Genomic DNA, 14,924 nt, shown 5'->3' on the forward strand with positions numbered 1-14,924 from the left:
CTGTCCCCTTGTCAGCGGTTGCTATAACCCGTCTGGTTGATCCCCGTTCTGGCATACGTCGCACTCAGTTTCTCCGCCGCTTTTGCTATCGCTTCCTGATATTCCTGATCGGCCTGTTTACGGGCTTCTACATTGTCCGTGGTGTTCGGATTACTTTGGTTCATCATCTGTCGTGTATTCTCCATCAAGGCTTGTATTTCAGCTTTCGTCATCGGCTCTTCCATCTTCTTGAGTGCTTTGACAGCGTGATGCTTCGCTTGGTTGTAGCCGTTGACATCGCCGTTATTAGCAGAAAATGTCATTGCCTTGAAAGCCTTTTCTTCATCATCCAGAAACTCCCATGACGGATCGTGCTCTTCCATATACTTACTGGTGTATTTGGACAAGGCTTCCGGTTCTTCCTGCAATTTCACCTTAATCTTCTTCGATGACAGGTCTGTTTCACGTAACAACTTCACCGCAAGTACCGGGCTGTTTTCTGCCTCTGCCGATACAGCAACATTATGACCACGGCTGTGTTTTTTCGGCGCGGCTGGCTGTTCGTCTTGCTCAGTGATGAGATCTGTAGCGAGTTCCTGTGCCGGCTCAGTCGTGTAGTGTCCAGAATCATCAGCCCGTGCTGACAGGTGACTAAAGTCTGCTGCGGGGGTTGTTTCTTTGCGGGAGGTATTACGTTTGAAGCGTCCCAATCCCATTAAATTCGACATGCTGTAAGTTGCCATTGTTATCTTCCTGTCTGTGATAAAGCCTTGTCGACCAGCTTACGGGCGACTTCGTGAAGGGTGGGTTTAATGCCAAGTTCTGAGCGTCTGTATTCTTCCTGCTGGATCTGACGTAAAGCGTCCATTTGCTGACGAGTCAGTAAGATAGCTTTGTTATCGACTTTCATATTTAACCTCAAATGCTGATAATTTATACAGCTATATTATTGCAATATATGCAACAAATCAAATAAATGATGCAAATAACGAAACATTATGAATTGCACTAATTATGAACATGAAAGGAACGGCAACACCATGAGACGCCGCCGGTTTAGTAGAGATTTGATGAAAGGGAATCGAGGAGTGAATTATTAATATGGGGCTTATTTTCATGAGGTAAAGCCCCTGTGATGAAGCTGGAAACATGAGGATAACATACTGACAAATATCTTTATGTTTTAGCGTGGTGTGAGCTTCGTTCTGTTGAGGATCGGGAGCTTGAGATATTGACGGAGGTGATTGATTAGACATCCATGTCTGGATTGATATTAGGTCAATACAACTACTATATCTTTGTTATTCCTTTGGTTGTTTAGGCCATACGATATCTGGAGTAGTGGAACAATCAATTCGATTGAGTAATACCCTATATTTACGCCATTCGATGAGTGCTACTTTTTCCTCATCTGTAGCGAGATCTAAATCAACGGCATCCTGTAGTGGAGCTATGATATTTGAGGCTTGATACATGAGATCTTTCTTCTTTTTCTCAACACTTTCCTGCAATTGTTTCATTGTTGGCAGGGGTATATTGTCCCATACAGGTAAACCATCGGCACCTGCAACTCGATATTTATTTACCGGCGCAGAATTAATAGCAAATTCAATAAAACATGCTTCTGATACTTCCAATGCATCATCGGGAAATGTACCGCTGTTGATATAATGTTTTTTCATATATGCAGGATAAAACGAATTACGCAATGCACTATAAAAATATGTCATTATCAGAATCCCCAGGCATGCCATTGACACCCAGATAAAAAAGGTGGATTAAAAGTGCTTGAACTTCTTTGTAACACTCCTAGGTTTACTGCTAAAAAGCCTGTCAAACTGATATCATTTATTTGCCATATGGCCCTAGTTGTACCTCCACCATGATCGTGCTCACTGACCATAGATACCCCAGAACTAAACTGAATTGGAAATGTTATATATATCTCGTCATTTGTTGCAGTTGATGTAACACCCCATTGATAAATTAATCCATTTGGGTACTGAACCCATCCATTTTTAGTATCTCCATATCGTTTAAAAAATGACATGTCAGGAATCTGTCCTGGTCCATTTCCTATGGTTCGATAAACCAGTTCCGATAAACCAAGACTCTTCACAAACTCTGCTTTATCAGAGATATCTGCACCGTTCTGATCTTTAGCTAAACGAGTATTGGCGTTGTCATTTGCATTATCAGCATATTGATTGGCAGTATGCGCCAAATCATAGGCTGCTTTTACAGCTTTTGGTGTTGCTGCCATCGTTTCACTACCACTTACATCATTACTCAGAATAACAAATCCTTTATCTTGCAGTGTTGCATCTGGGTGATTGCGGCTTTGGGCGTGTTCTTCAATTAAATCTTTAACATATTCTGGAGTCGGAACGACAACAAGACCATCATCTTCTAAGATTTGTATTTCAGGTTTTTTATCTTGCATAATTATTCCCTCATTTAATCAACAATACACATTGCTAAGTAACATGAAGGCGGTGGGAGACTTCTCCGCCGGTGAACATCAATAAATGGGTTCATCAATACAGGAGAGTGCAGCTTGACTATTATTTGATAGGTTGCACGTTTTGATAGCAGGATGACATAAAATGACAGGCAGGGAATTAATAGAATTTATCATATGACTGATAAAACTCAGCATACTAAAAGCGGGATTCCCCGTCTTTATAACCCCTTGATTTCCTTAATCTCTGGCACAGTGACAGAATTGTGTTAAATCAATACGTTACGTTAAATGGAATAATTACCCATTTTAACCCATTGATTTAATTGAATTCTCGCTCAATGCAGGAAATAAGTTAAATCAACGACTTAGATAAAGATGGGATATCTCACCTTTAATTCAGCACGCTTCTGTTTCAAACGGAGGGATGAATTAACTATAGGGGTTACTTGAGGTTAAGGAGTTCAATCTCAGCGGCCCACCTCTTTAAGAGGCTTGGTTATAAATAGCTCAGTACGTTTAACAGATCTACCTATTGTCGAGGTCCTCACTTTGGTTGGTCAATCAGCCTGATTTTTGTTCGATAAACCCGCTAAAAGTGGCAGATTTTTCTGCTTTGAAATCGGGGGGTATTATCATCTCAGAGCAGGTGATTTGAGGTGGTATTCGAGTCAGCGCTTGAAGTATTTATCTAACTCATCGTGGTATCGGTATTTTCTGTATTCGATGAACCAAAAGACAAAGCCTAGCACTGCACCAATTGCTGCAAGTTTGGTATATAGCCACCATCTAAATAGAATGAATTCGTAAAAAGTGTATTCTTTTTTTATTAAATCAATTACAACACCACCCATAATCATATCACTGATAAACACAATTACTGGTAGAGCAAGAGCACATGCAATTGCCAAATATATCAGAGTAAATATTCTTACTTTAGTATTGAAGTTCATAAGGCTTCGTACCTTAATTGTTAATATATCAACATTGTGTATATCGGTAGTTAAGATTACTTGAACAGCGTACCACCAACACGCCCATGTCATCACATCCCGTGGTGGCATTTTTATTTCCAACTGTTGGGAAAATCCCAATGGTTGATTTATGTGCCGGACAAACGCAATAAATCCACTGTATTTCAAACTGTTACTTGAGCGCAAGGGGTCGGACAAAACAACTTAACCCCTTGTTTTAAAGTCTCTATTTTGAGCACACCTCTTGCTGCTATGAGTCATTGCCAGCGGAAGAGGTGGCAAAGGGTGCAGGTATATGTGCAAAACAGAGGTGAAAGCATTCTACCTCTTTTGGGCTGCTATAGCGTTCCGGTTTTGTCTTTACTGCTTTTACTCCTTGATCCATCCATGAGTGCTATATCTTTGCGGCTTTTCCGTTGGAATACTGTTCAGGTAAAAAACAGAATCTTCATTGACGTAAACTTCAAAAAATTGTTCACCCTCAGCTCCAATGATAAATTTTCCTGTTTTCCTCTCAAGGTAGCAGCTACCACACGCCCCAATATGTGCCTAAAAAATCGTCTGGCTACTTGTGGTGTGGCTGTTGTTAGCTCCCAGTCATTGATGTATTTTTTCCTCCACGTTGGCACCATTTCCGGCTGATAGTCCCACCATACACTAATCCGCAACGCATCATGACCAGCATCAAACCAGTTAATGATTGTTCGCCTGCCAGAAATAACCAGTTCTTGATACCTGAACTTCTTTTCTTGCGGGTTATTTGAGGATTGCCCGTTAAGGTCTATGTATTCTTTTTTATTGCCTCATTTAAAGCAATAACCATGAGATTTAAAATGTATTTTTGTTTTTCTGATTTCTTCATTTTCATACCTCGCAATTTCAAGAAAATATTAAGTGCGTGACCGTTTTTAGCTTCTACCGAAAAAATCGCAAAATAACTGTACCATCTGTACCACTTGCAATATTTTATAATAATATCATAATGTTAAGTTGGTACAGATACGAAAAATAACTGTCAATAACTGTCCATATCTGTACCATTGCGATTAAAACTCCTGCCTTAAATCGATACCTAAGTCTGTTGGCTCAATCGACCCCTTGCAGACAACACAGGGCAAAATCAGCTCGCAGGGATCTTCTTTGTGGTTCTGGATTTCAACCACAGCCCATGCAACCACCAGATCGCTATCATCATCATCAAACCAGACACGCCATTGCCCAGTTGTGGGGGATACCGCTTTAACGACATAAAAAGGAGTAGACATCATGGCTGATACCTCCTGCCAGGGAATGAAAGGTTTCTTTCTGGCTGGCTTTCTCTCTTTAATAGGTACAGTTGTGGTACAGATATGGCACAGATATTTAAATAACTGTACCAACTCAATATACTGATAAATATATGTTTATTGTTAACTGGTACAGATAACACAGTTATTTTTTGTTTTAGCTTAGAAAACATCATTTACCCCCATACCTATCATTTGAGCAAAACGAACCCTCAATTCGTTAACACTGGGTAACTCATAAACAATACCTATTCCCCGCCCTCGTCTGCCTGAACTATCCAGCCCCATTTTAACCATTGTGCTACCCACACGCCGACGCGCAGCGGGTTCGGTTTCATCCTCGTTGTTTTCCCTGCACCACAGCAGATAGCTATCGATAAGCTCACTAACGGGAATTCTTGCCATGCCCCGAAACGGCCCATCTTTTGCTAGTTCTGCGTACAAATAGGCATACAGCCCGGTCAGACCGAACAGAATCTCTTCCTTAAGCGCTTCGGTCTGTGGTGCTCGGTGGCGGTCAAAGTGTGAGATATCGTAATGCAGCAGATAATGAAGCAACTTAGCTGCGCCGTTATCATTCAGCCACCGATAAAGGTTATCGAAGTAGGTTTTATCCTGTGCTTTTGTGCCATCAGGTTCTAACACCAGATAGCGCCGTTCTCTGATACCGGCTTTCAATGCCTGAGTGCTGTTGCTGGCAAAAATCAGGCGTGAAAAGTTTACCATCGGTTCAGCATCGATACCTTTACGCTCAAGGTTAAAGGTAGGTTCACTTATGATCCCACGCAGCTTTTCCCCATCACTGGCTTTTGCTACCGTGGCCTCATCAGCAAAAACCAGTAGCTTGTTTGCCATCGTTGAATTGAACTTTGCCGTGATCTGTTCAGCGCCGTTCACCTGTACGCCGTATTGTCCCAATATTTCAAGTAATGGCCTGACGAGTGTCCCTTTTCCCGTGCCCGGAACAGATTTCATCGCAATCGCTACCGACGGCTTTTCATCCGGCTTCTGGAACAAATGCGCCAGCCATGAAAGCACATACTGATAAGCTCGTTCGTCACCCGCGCAAATGACCTGCTTAATGTGGTTAAGGTAAATGCTGCAATCTCCCTCTACGGGGTCGACCGCCAGCCCCATGAACAGGTTATATACGCTGTTCGGGCATCGCTTCGGGTCGGGATAAAACCCTACACCATTAGGTTTATAGTTTTTACCTTTCCACTTTAGCCAGGCATCACCCAATGAGAGCTTTTTGGCGATCCGCCCCTCATGCAGAAAGTAGTTTTTAAACTGAGTCAGTTCCTCAAAAACATGTGTTACTCCGTTCACCTGACATGGTTTTAAGCTGACAACCCGATGCTTACCCCCAATAGTGATGTGTGTATAGGTTTTGTTCATTTTCTCCAGCAAGGCTAATTCCGTGCCTGTAATCACTTCACCGCTACCCAGTTCATACATATCTAGTTCTGCCCCGACATAATACTGATACAACCCGTTACTGAATGCCTGCTTTGCTGCCTCAATGCCGTTCTGCTGGCGATAATCGTCCCAGTCGGCTTTGTGTTCTGTGGGCGGTAACGTGACCCACCCGTTGATCGCTTTGGCGGTCTTCTCTGCCGTAACCTTACCAACGTTCTTTTTGGGCTTGCCCTTGTCGTCCAGTTCGCCCGGTGTGTGCCAGTCGTTATCCGCCGCCAGAATGATTTTCGCTGTTGGCCACCGTTCTCTCACCAGCCCGGCAACGGTCGATAAATTACCCTCATCAATCGCAGCCAGTACTAAGCCCTCATGTAATTGGCTGACCGTTAAGGCGGTAGCGTAACCCTCGGTAATGATGAAAGTGTCCGGTGTTCCGGTGATGGGTGATAAGGGGATAAAACTTCCCTTTTTCTGCGTACCTGCAACAAGGCGTTTTTCGCCATTTGGCTTGATGGTCTGCGCACCCGTGATTGTGCCGTCCAGTGCCTGAGTGACTAGGACTAAAGAGCCGTCTTTCAGCAATCGCTGTTCGGGGCATGGCAGCCCCTTTCTGGTCAAATAGTCGGATTGTCCGAAAGTAGTTTGAGCCACCAGCTTTTTAATTTTTTCGGCTATCAAAGGAACCTCTGATTTCAGAGCCTCCTTTCTGGCAGGTTTGGGTTCTGGCAAAGGGAGTGCCAGCGCATCAGAAACAGCCTTTACCGCCTCAATGATCGTTATCCCTTTAGCCCTCATCAGTAAATCAAAGCCATCACCATGATTCGGGTTATCACACTGGCGACAATGCCAGTCACCGTTCCCGTGGTCATCCATGAAGTGAAAGCGGTCAGAGCCTCCACATATTGGGCAAGCACCATGCTTACCCTTTGCCGGAACATCTACCCCACAGGCAGACAGCAATCCTTGCCACTGCCCTTGCGCGGCTGCTTTCACCGTGCGAATATCAATATGGCTTACCATTTTGGGAATCCCTCACGGTGATGGATTTCAAAATCCGCATGCTGCGCTGTGTCGTTCAGGGCTTCGGCGATCCTCGGTAAATACATCAGCGCCTTACCGATACGGCGTAAATTCTTTCTTGCCTGACAATCAGCATAATTTTCGTTGTCTGCTGACCGGAAAGCCAGTTCCCCCATTGCAGACGTTGCCGCCATTACACCACTGAATGCCGCTTCGGAATTCATACACAAATCTTTGAGTTCCTCTGTGCCCATCGTTCTAAAATCGGTGCGTACCAAGTGGTTATAGATATCAGACATAATCAGGCTCTCCCTGCGTAGGTGTATTCTTTAGTGAAACGGCTTAATGGCATGATGCACGGGTTGTTGTAACCCTCACGGACAAACGTCACGCGGTTAAAGGCGACTGACAACACCTGAACGGTATCCCCGTTCTTATGGGTGTAGTAGTCATGGGGGGCAGGGTTAGGCATGGTTCACCCCCTGAACGGTAGACATATCGCTACAGTAGGAAGTGTTATCAATAGCTTCCTCATCCGCGATTACCTCAATCAGAAATACAGCAATATCGCCGGATAGCTTCGCCATCAATGAAGATATAACGGATATTTCACTGCTCTGTATTTGGTGAGGGTATGACTCAATAAGCTGATTAATAAATTCGAGTTGCTGCGCCTTTTCAACGGCTTGATGAATAGTGATAGGCTTGCTCATGCGAACACCCCCTGACGGGAAACAAATATCAGAGAGGACATGCCAGCCAGCAGACGGGCTTCTCCTTCGCTGTCCGCCAGTACAGTAATCAGGCGCACCGGGTGAATATCCACCAGCCGCTGAGTGCCTGACGCAATTAGGAATGTAAATTTAAGGCGAGTTTGGTTATGCTGTGGGGTATCCATAGCGTAAGCCTCCTTTACGTTGTGGTTAGACGCCTCGATAGTGTTTGCCGCACTTCGGGGCGTTGTTATTTTTACCATCACATCAGTGAAGGTGTTTAAATACATTACGTCATAATGTTTAAACACGTCAAGAGGATTTTGTTTAAACACTTTCGAAAATTTGTTCGATGGTGTATCTTTATAAGTGTTAAAACACTTTTTTGAGATGAGGCATATGGCGACAGGACACAAAAACAACAAATCAGGGTACAAGGGAATACGCTTCCCACATGAGTTAATCGAAGAAATAAACGATAGTGTGGAAGTGAATAAACTTTCTAATCCAAGTGCTAATTTTTCAGCATGGGTTATTGATGCATGTGAACGAAAACTCAAATCAGAAAAACGCAAAGCCAAAGCATCATCTGAGCAGTAAGACCAGAATTTAACTAACTGATTTATCTCATGACGCAAATATGCGTGATCCCAAAGGGTAGCATTCGCCGTGCTATCCTTTTCTTTTTGTGACTGACTAACTGTCAGTCGCAAAGTTTGCGCGTCGCTAAAAGATACGCGCAAAGTTTGTGAGTCAGTATTACTGCCGCTCAAAGTTTGTGAGCAAATATCATTTACGCTCAAAGTTATTTGCGAGTAACTAAGAGTTACGCCCAAAGTCCGATTTTCGGGCATTGGATTTTGCATCGACGAAATTCGTCGGTACAAATAATCACCTGTTTGCATACCGATATTTTCGGCGCTCAAACCAAACCTCTTAAAGAGGTGAGGTTCTTGATCCATATAACGAAACAACCAACCCAAAGTTATTGGGTAACCCATTGATTTATTCGAGGCCGTCACTTTGACCGCCGGAAACATTCCAGTATTTCCAGTTCCCAAAGTGAGGATGAATGGAAGCATCAAAGAGTTACTTGGGTGTGCGAAAATATTCTCATACCCATCGGCTAAAATTTCAGCCGATGATTGAGCGAAACTTTTCGCTGAATGGTACTGAGCAAAATATTTTGCCGAGGTCATTGGTTCAGTGACCCCGAAGCCAGCCAGTAGGGAATCATTCACTTGGTAGGTATTCATTAATTTGCCTCTACGCGCTGTGCTAGCCACTTTTGAGACAATCCTGTCAGCTTGTCCTTACGGGCGTGATAATCCATACCTAACTCAATCAGCGTGGTATTGGTCTGTTCCAGATAAGAAAGGTGCTCAAGCTGTAGCTCACTCATCGCATCACGAGGCTCACCAATAACACCATGCTGTTTCGCCCACTGTTTAGCTGTTAATCCAGCCAGAACAATACGGTTCAGCATATTTGATTCATTGGTGTAGTGGCGTGGTAGTGTCGTTTTACCTTGCTCTATACGTGCCAGTTCCAATGCTGAACACATGGGCTTAAAGTAGTTCGCTACTTTTAAACGTGATTTCAGCTCATTTCGTAGCTGTTTGGTTACTGCTGGGGCTACTTTGTGTAACGCTTCCTCACACTTGATAAAATACTGGCGGATTAAACGGCCTTGTTCGGTACGCTCAACCATGCCAAGTTCTTTGGCCATATTCAGAGATAGGAAATAATCTTTACTGCGTCTGTCACCCCCGCGCTTCGATCTCCATTGTTCGTTTTCTGCGCTTTGGTTCCCCCGTTCCGGGGAATCAAAGGTGAAAAAATCAACATCCTTAATAAAACTATATTCAGCAATACGCCCATCAATCCAAGTCGAAAAATCACGACCCACCCCTAATGCCTCATGTAATGATTTCGCACTTACACTATTCACTAATTGCCCGTTAATATTGCTTTGAATAATTGGCAACATCTCAGCAAAAGATAATTCGTTAATATCGTTCTGGCTGTTTTCAGAGTGAGCAAGTCCCTGACCATTTAAGACCACCTTTTTAGATGTCATATTTTTACCCTGTCTTAATTAATTTGATTTTCGGCTATAAGGGTTATTTACATTCTCTACTGTGGGCGGGTTGCGTACCCACCATAAAACATCACTCAGAAGCCATGAAACGGAATTACGCCCCAGCGGAACACGCTTAGGAAACTTTTCTTCCTCTTCTAATACCCAGCGACGAGAACGCGATAAACTTGAAAGATGCTCACATTCTTTTTCCCTGATTCTGCGATCATATCTCTCACCATATTCATTTAAAATTGATTGTCTTTCTTGTGGTGTTGGTGAAGTAAATTTCATTGTCATAGCTTGATATTCTCCAAAAACAAAAACCCGCGAGCGGGGAAAGTGTATTAATTAAAATGTTTTCACTTTATTCAGGCTTCCAAGTACCTTTTATCCAGTCTTGAATTTCAGACAACCGATAGACTTTGGTTTTAGGACCAATATTTATTTTCAGTGGAAACGTCCCTTTTTTCTCAAGCTTGCGAATGTATTGACTATCTAATGAAGTTAGCCATTCGCACTCTTCCATTTTTATTAGCCTATCAATTCCATCTAATCCCTCCAGTTCCTCACGAGTTAATATATTTATCATTTTTCATTTCCGCTTTTTCAATTAATGAATCTAAATAATCAGCCCACCAGTTGAGAGCACTTCTCTTTTGTTCAATGTATTTGCTTCGATTATATATTCCAGCCACTCCACTTAACGAATGGCCTAATAATTGCTCAACCACATTATGCTCAAAATTATTATCACTTAAATTTGTGGCAAGCACTCTTCGCATATCGTGAGCTGTCCAATTTTCTTTATGATTTAATCTTTTCCATATCGCCCCAATCACTGAACTGGCTGTAGCTTGCTTTATACTGAATCCAATAACATAGCCTCTGCTTTTTGTTGATTTATGCAATAAAAGCAACCAATTTTTAAAACTATCCGGTATCGGCCTAATTATTTCCTTGCCGTTCTTACTATGCTTAGGTGGCACTCTCCAGATATTATTTAATAAATCCCATTCATCCCATGTTGATAATAATATCTCTGATATCCTGCAACCAAAGATAATTAAAAACCTAAAAATAATTCTATATTCATGCGAAACAATGTGGTTATTATATTCTTTATTCACATAAAACCATAAATCACGTAATTCATCATCTGTTAGAACTCTATCTCTCTTACTGGATCTTTTACCAACGTCCTCAACGTTTAAATCATCAATCTCATGACTGATTGCATACTTTCTTACCCGACAAAATTTCAATGCCTGTTGCGATATTCTTAACATGTCACCAGCTTGTACAGGTGATTTTATTTTTATCTTGTCAAAACATTTAATCCACATAGTTAATGAACATTCATTTAATGGAATATCGCCGATCTCCGAATAAATATGTTTGCATAAATACCCCCTAATCTGTGGTGTCGCTTTTCGTTTATTGACAGCATAATTATTAATCCAATATTCTAATGCCCCTTTTACGGTGACGGGTTTTAAAGCATCCTCTTTTGCTATTTTTATCTGAATTCTTGGGTCTTTCCCTTCCGCTAACCATGCTCTGCATTCGTCTCTCCGTTCTCTTGCTGCCTTAAGGCTCAAATCTGGGTATTTACCTAATGTTAACCATATCGGAGCACTTTCACGCCCATACAAACGGTAGAAAAACACAAAGCTGATTGTACCCTGTTTACTTACTCTAATTGATAATCCGCTGCCGTCTGCTATCGTCTGCTGTTTTACAACTGATTTACCATGCAAGGATTTGAGTTTTTTATCACTGAGCTTATTAACGGCCATTCATTGCCTCCTCTCAATTTGCAATACACATTGCAATACACAGAGTACTGCAACTGCCAGAACAGATAAAAAAACGCCAAGACATAAAAAGATTAAATTATTTTGTTTTTCAAAATGTTATAAATAACATGAGCACACCCTAAACCCTGTTAAACATAAATTTTATATGCTCAGATAAGGTATAACCGGCGGTAAATGCCGATGTTGTGATTGCCGCAAGTAACGTTTTACGATCCAGATGAAGAGCATTTTTCCCATGTGGAAAAGCAATTAGCATAATTCCCACAATAATGAGTCCTACCCCCAGCATGGCTGGGAGCGGTAACATTTCCTGCAAAATTATCCAACTTAATAAAGCGGTAATGAGTGGCGCACAACCTCTGGCAATGGGATATACCTGCCCCAAATCTCCCGTCGCATAAGAGCGGCTTAAAAACAGGCAATAAGCAGTATGTAAAATAGCAGATAAGATTAACCACGGCACAGAAGATAATGACGGTAATTCAACCCAAAACAGACCCAATGTGGCTGTGGCAATAATTCCGGCAAAAAAGACAATAATTGAAATCCCTAAAAATCGATCAGCGCTAATCTTAACTAAGGCATTCCAACTGGCATGTAACAAAGCAGCGCCAAGGACAAACAGGAAAAGTAATGTTGTCATGGAGTATCTTACTCATCTCGTTATCACAAATAATGATTAAAACTTCTTCTGTTATGTAATGTAATTTATCAATATGTCGAAAACCATTATTCCATTATGTTACAATTCGAATAAAGCGATTAATGGTACATAAATAATCTACTTTTTCCGATGTCATAACTGATTTAACATGCATGACCTTGATCAATTTCATAAGTTAATTTATTCCATGACTGCAATCATTCGCCAATTTTTAAAATTAGAAGCCGCAGGAGGGATCTTTCTCATTATAGCGGCCATTATTGCGCTGGTTATGGCGAATACGCCATTACAGGGTATTTATCATCAATTTCTCAACCTTCCTGTTGCAGTGCAATTCGCCGCACTGGAAATCAATAAGCCGTTATTACTATGGATAAATGATGGATTAATGGCGGTGTTTTTTCTCATTGTCGGGCTGGAAGTAAAACGGGAACTCATGGAAGGCTCGCTTGCAGGTCACGACAAAGCCATCTTTCCAGTCATTGCCGCGCTTGGAGGGATGCTGGTGCCAGCCTTGATCTATAGCTAAATCATACCAATATGGCATAATATCCCAATCCAATATGACAAGGCATAAAGTGAAATGGGTTACAGTCTAGATTTTCGAAAAAGAGTCCTGGCATACAAAGATAAACATTCGTTGACTTTCGAGCAAACGAGTGTCCATTTTGAGATTTCTATTCGTACCCTGTTCCGGTGGAGCCATAAAATAGAACCTTGCATGACGCGTGATAAGCCTCCCATGAAAATCCCTGATGAGGTGCTTATCGCGGATATCCAAAAATTTCCCGACGATTATCAGTGGGAAAGAGCAAAACGTTTAGGTGTCTCGCAGTCGGCTATTCATTACGCCTTGAAACGACTTCGGCTCACGCATAAAAAAAACGCTGGAACACCCTCGCGCTGACCCTCAGGCTCGTCAAGCGTTTGTCGAGCGGATCAATGGCTATGAACAGGCAGGCAAACCGATAGTTTACTTAGATGAAAGTGGTTTTGCTCAATCCATGCCACGTACACATGGGTATGCTGAAAAAGGACAGCGCTGTTTTGGTACACACGACTGGCAGGCGAAAGGCCGTATTAACGTGATTGGGGCCATTCTCAACAATCGCTTCGTCACCTTAAGTTTGTTTACCGGGAGCATTAATGCGGATGTCTTTCATGCATGGATAACGCAAGATTTATTGCCAAAACTCCCGCACGGTGCAGTGATAGTCATGGATAATGCGTCTTTCCACAAAAGAAATGACACGAGACAAGCGATAGTGGATAGCGAATGTCAACTGGAATGGCTTCCTGCTTATAGCCCTGATTTGAATCCGATAGAACACAAATGGGGTGGAGCAAAAGCAATAAGAAGACAAAAAAGATGTTCAGTTGATGAGCTGTTTACAGAGCATATTGAATATGCCATGTTATGATGATTTTGCTATATCTGCTGTTTAATGGCAATGATGAGATCACCCAACAAGGTTGGGCAATTCCCTGCGCAACAGATATTGCTTTTGCACTGGGGATCATGGCGTTGTTGGGGAAACGTGTTCCCACCGCATTAAAAGTATTTTTGCTTGCGCTGGCGATTATTGATGATTTAGGTGTCATCCTCATTATCGCTTTGTTCTATACCAAAACGGTATCTTTGACAGCATTAGGCTTGGCTACCGCCATGATTGGGCTACTGGTTTGGATGAATTGGAAAGGAATCGCTAAAACATCCGCTTATCTGATTGTTGGTACTGCTTTATGGGTGTGTATCTTGAAATCGGGCATTCATGCCACACTGGCTGGCGTTATTGTCGGGTTCTTGATCCCCCTTCGAGATAAAAAAGGTGAGTCACCTTCTGAAACGTTGGAGCATGAACTGCATTCATGGGTTGCTTATTTAATTCTGCCACTGTTTGCTTTTGCCAATGCCGGTATTTCATTACAGGGCGTCACAGTAGATGGCTTAACCAGTATATTGCCTATAGGCATTGCCCTTGGCCTGTTTATTGGCAAGCCATTGGGTATTTTCCTGTTTAGCTGGATTGCGGTAACACTGGGAATGGCTAAATTGCCGGAAAAAATTGGCATGAGGCAAATTTTCGCTGTTTCCGTACTGTGTGGGATCGGTTTTACCATGTCTATTTTTATCTCAGGTCTGGCATTTGAAGGTCTCAATGACACCTTCAGTACTTATTCCCGCTTAGGGATATTGATAGGTTCTACAACCGCAGCCATTGTCGGTTATGGACTGCTAACCCTACTATTACCGAAGAAAAAAAACGTAGTCAAAAACAGATGAATAGACTAATTTAAGCACAGATATAGAAAGAATTTCCGAGGTAACTCATTCTCTTAATATTCGCGGCAAAACGTTTATAACTGCGATGCTGCGAATATTTTCATAGTCATAGAAAATAGTCATAGAAAATAGCAATAGAAAAATAGGAAAACGCCATAATCTGGCGACCTGAAATGTATGGTCACGGCTGTTATACAGGTGTGAGCCGATACACAAGGATAAAT

18 protein-coding genes and 2 pseudogenes are annotated in these 14,924 nt (G+C 42.2%); 4 read left to right on the forward strand and 16 right to left on the reverse strand.

All coding sequences use genetic code 11. From position 1 onward, the window contains the following. Positions 1-11 precede the first annotated feature (11 nt). The 16 genes from PXH59_RS18510 to PXH59_RS18590 all read right to left on the reverse strand — a co-directional run bounded on the left by PXH59_RS18510 (position 12) and on the right by PXH59_RS18590 (position 12,395). Positions 12-722, reverse strand: a complete 711-nt coding sequence (locus PXH59_RS18510) for a hypothetical protein (RefSeq protein WP_285809597.1) — start codon at positions 720-722, stop codon at positions 12-14. 2 nt (positions 723-724) lie between these two features. Then, positions 725-889: a hypothetical protein gene (locus PXH59_RS18515; protein ID WP_285809599.1), complete on the reverse strand. Its 165-nt coding sequence runs from the start codon at positions 887-889 to the stop codon at positions 725-727. Between the two features lie 391 nt (positions 890-1,280). Beyond that, positions 1,281-1,709 carry a tail fiber assembly protein gene (locus PXH59_RS18520; protein ID WP_285809601.1) on the reverse strand — a complete coding sequence of 143 codons (429 nt, stop codon included), beginning with the start codon at positions 1,707-1,709 and terminating at the stop codon, positions 1,281-1,283. 2 nt (positions 1,710-1,711) lie between these two features. Continuing rightward, positions 1,712-2,422 carry a tail fiber protein gene (locus tag PXH59_RS18525; RefSeq protein WP_285809602.1) on the reverse strand — a complete coding sequence of 237 codons (711 nt, stop codon included), beginning with the start codon at positions 2,420-2,422 and terminating at the stop codon, positions 1,712-1,714. Between the two features lie 689 nt (positions 2,423-3,111). After that, positions 3,112-3,582, reverse strand: coding sequence for a hypothetical protein (locus PXH59_RS18530; RefSeq protein WP_285809603.1), 471 nt, complete (start codon positions 3,580-3,582; stop codon positions 3,112-3,114). An 878-nt stretch (positions 3,583-4,460) separates the two neighbouring features. Further along, positions 4,461-4,682 (reverse strand): hypothetical protein, encoded by a 222-nt coding sequence (locus tag PXH59_RS18535; RefSeq protein ID WP_285809604.1) that lies wholly within the window; start codon positions 4,680-4,682, stop codon positions 4,461-4,463. Between the two features lie 180 nt (positions 4,683-4,862). Beyond that, on the reverse strand, positions 4,863-7,139 hold the full coding sequence (locus tag PXH59_RS18540) for a DUF5906 domain-containing protein (RefSeq protein WP_285809605.1): 2,277 nt from the start codon (positions 7,137-7,139) through the stop codon (positions 4,863-4,865). Beyond that, positions 7,133-7,438 (reverse strand): hypothetical protein, encoded by a 306-nt coding sequence (locus tag PXH59_RS18545; RefSeq protein ID WP_285809606.1) that lies wholly within the window; start codon positions 7,436-7,438, stop codon positions 7,133-7,135. Before PXH59_RS18545 ends, PXH59_RS18540 begins: the two co-directional genes overlap by 7 nt. Before the next feature lie 2 nt (positions 7,439-7,440). Further along, positions 7,441-7,611 (reverse strand): DUF4222 domain-containing protein, encoded by a 171-nt coding sequence (locus tag PXH59_RS18550; protein WP_285809607.1) that lies wholly within the window; start codon positions 7,609-7,611, stop codon positions 7,441-7,443. Then, complete coding sequence (locus PXH59_RS18555; RefSeq protein ID WP_285809608.1) at positions 7,604-7,852, reverse strand: hypothetical protein; 249 nt, start codon at positions 7,850-7,852, stop codon at positions 7,604-7,606. The genes PXH59_RS18550 and PXH59_RS18555 overlap by 8 nt, the downstream gene beginning before the upstream one ends. Then, positions 7,849-9,108, reverse strand: coding sequence for a hypothetical protein (locus tag PXH59_RS20290; protein ID WP_434223330.1), 1,260 nt, complete (start codon positions 9,106-9,108; stop codon positions 7,849-7,851). The genes PXH59_RS18555 and PXH59_RS20290 overlap by 4 nt, the downstream gene beginning before the upstream one ends. Next, the gene (locus PXH59_RS18570; RefSeq protein WP_285809613.1) at positions 9,108-9,932 is read right to left on the reverse strand and encodes an antA/AntB antirepressor family protein; all 825 of its coding nucleotides are present in this window, start codon (positions 9,930-9,932) and stop codon (positions 9,108-9,110) included. The genes PXH59_RS20290 and PXH59_RS18570 overlap by 1 nt, the downstream gene beginning before the upstream one ends. An 18-nt stretch (positions 9,933-9,950) precedes the next feature. Continuing rightward, the gene (locus tag PXH59_RS18575; RefSeq protein ID WP_285809615.1) at positions 9,951-10,232 is read right to left on the reverse strand and encodes an AlpA family phage regulatory protein; all 282 of its coding nucleotides are present in this window, start codon (positions 10,230-10,232) and stop codon (positions 9,951-9,953) included. Between the two features lie 67 nt (positions 10,233-10,299). Beyond that, on the reverse strand, positions 10,300-10,524 hold the full coding sequence (locus PXH59_RS18580; protein WP_285809617.1) for a helix-turn-helix transcriptional regulator: 225 nt from the start codon (positions 10,522-10,524) through the stop codon (positions 10,300-10,302). Then, a complete protein-coding gene (locus tag PXH59_RS18585) occupies positions 10,502-11,731 on the reverse strand; it encodes a tyrosine-type recombinase/integrase (protein ID WP_285809619.1) in 1,230 nt (409 codons plus the stop codon). Before PXH59_RS18585 ends, PXH59_RS18580 begins: the two co-directional genes overlap by 23 nt. Positions 11,732-11,870: 139 nt before the next feature. Continuing rightward, positions 11,871-12,395, reverse strand: a complete 525-nt coding sequence (locus PXH59_RS18590) for an EamA family transporter (protein ID WP_285809621.1) — start codon at positions 12,393-12,395, stop codon at positions 11,871-11,873. A gap of 208 nt (positions 12,396-12,603) precedes the next feature. Between PXH59_RS18590 and PXH59_RS18595 the strand changes: the two are divergent. From PXH59_RS18595 to nhaA, 4 genes and pseudogenes are all read left to right on the forward strand, one after another. After that, a pseudogene (locus PXH59_RS18595) lies at positions 12,604-12,939 on the forward strand (Na+/H+ antiporter NhaA); the annotation flags it as partial. Between the two features lie 60 nt (positions 12,940-12,999). Then, entirely contained in the window at positions 13,000-13,323 is a 324-nt protein-coding gene (locus tag PXH59_RS18600; RefSeq protein WP_047769920.1) for an IS630 transposase-related protein, read from the forward strand. Continuing rightward, positions 13,304-13,837: an IS630 family transposase gene (locus tag PXH59_RS18605; RefSeq protein WP_235428344.1), complete on the forward strand. Its 534-nt coding sequence runs from the start codon at positions 13,304-13,306 to the stop codon at positions 13,835-13,837. The genes PXH59_RS18600 and PXH59_RS18605 overlap by 20 nt, the downstream gene beginning before the upstream one ends. Positions 13,838-13,842: 5 nt before the next feature. Then, positions 13,843-14,700, forward strand: a pseudogene (gene nhaA / locus PXH59_RS18610) (Na+/H+ antiporter NhaA); the annotation flags it as partial. Between the last annotated feature and the right edge of the window lie 224 nt (positions 14,701-14,924).

Source organism: Xenorhabdus bakwenae (assembly GCF_030272115.1).
GTDB classification, from domain to species: domain Bacteria; phylum Pseudomonadota; class Gammaproteobacteria; order Enterobacterales; family Enterobacteriaceae; genus Xenorhabdus; species Xenorhabdus bakwenae.

Coding starts and splice junctions, on each gene's coding strand:
- PXH59_RS18510 (WP_285809597.1), bottom strand. CDS start 722: ATGGCAACTTACAGCATGTCGAATTTAATGGGATTGGGACGCTTCAAA.
- PXH59_RS18515 (WP_285809599.1), bottom strand. CDS start 889: ATGAAAGTCGATAACAAAGCTATCTTACTGACTCGTCAGCAAATGGAC.
- PXH59_RS18520 (WP_285809601.1), bottom strand. CDS start 1,709: ATGACATATTTTTATAGTGCATTGCGTAATTCGTTTTATCCTGCATAT.
- PXH59_RS18525 (WP_285809602.1), bottom strand. CDS start 2,422: ATGCAAGATAAAAAACCTGAAATACAAATCTTAGAAGATGATGGTCTT.
- PXH59_RS18535 (WP_285809604.1), bottom strand. CDS start 4,682: ATGATGTCTACTCCTTTTTATGTCGTTAAAGCGGTATCCCCCACAACT.
- PXH59_RS18540 (WP_285809605.1), bottom strand. CDS start 7,139: ATGGTAAGCCATATTGATATTCGCACGGTGAAAGCAGCCGCGCAAGGG.
- PXH59_RS18545 (WP_285809606.1), bottom strand. CDS start 7,438: ATGTCTGATATCTATAACCACTTGGTACGCACCGATTTTAGAACGATG.
- PXH59_RS18550 (WP_285809607.1), bottom strand. CDS start 7,611: ATGCCTAACCCTGCCCCCCATGACTACTACACCCATAAGAACGGGGAT.
- PXH59_RS18555 (WP_285809608.1), bottom strand. CDS start 7,852: ATGAGCAAGCCTATCACTATTCATCAAGCCGTTGAAAAGGCGCAGCAA.
- PXH59_RS20290 (WP_434223330.1), bottom strand. CDS start 9,108: ATGAATACCTACCAAGTGAATGATTCCCTACTGGCTGGCTTCGGGGTC.
- PXH59_RS18570 (WP_285809613.1), bottom strand. CDS start 9,932: ATGACATCTAAAAAGGTGGTCTTAAATGGTCAGGGACTTGCTCACTCT.
- PXH59_RS18575 (WP_285809615.1), bottom strand. CDS start 10,232: ATGACAATGAAATTTACTTCACCAACACCACAAGAAAGACAATCAATT.
- PXH59_RS18580 (WP_285809617.1), bottom strand. CDS start 10,524: ATGATAAATATATTAACTCGTGAGGAACTGGAGGGATTAGATGGAATT.
- PXH59_RS18585 (WP_285809619.1), bottom strand. CDS start 11,731: ATGGCCGTTAATAAGCTCAGTGATAAAAAACTCAAATCCTTGCATGGT.
- PXH59_RS18590 (WP_285809621.1), bottom strand. CDS start 12,395: ATGACAACATTACTTTTCCTGTTTGTCCTTGGCGCTGCTTTGTTACAT.
- PXH59_RS18600 (WP_047769920.1), top strand. CDS start 13,000: ATGGGTTACAGTCTAGATTTTCGAAAAAGAGTCCTGGCATACAAAGAT.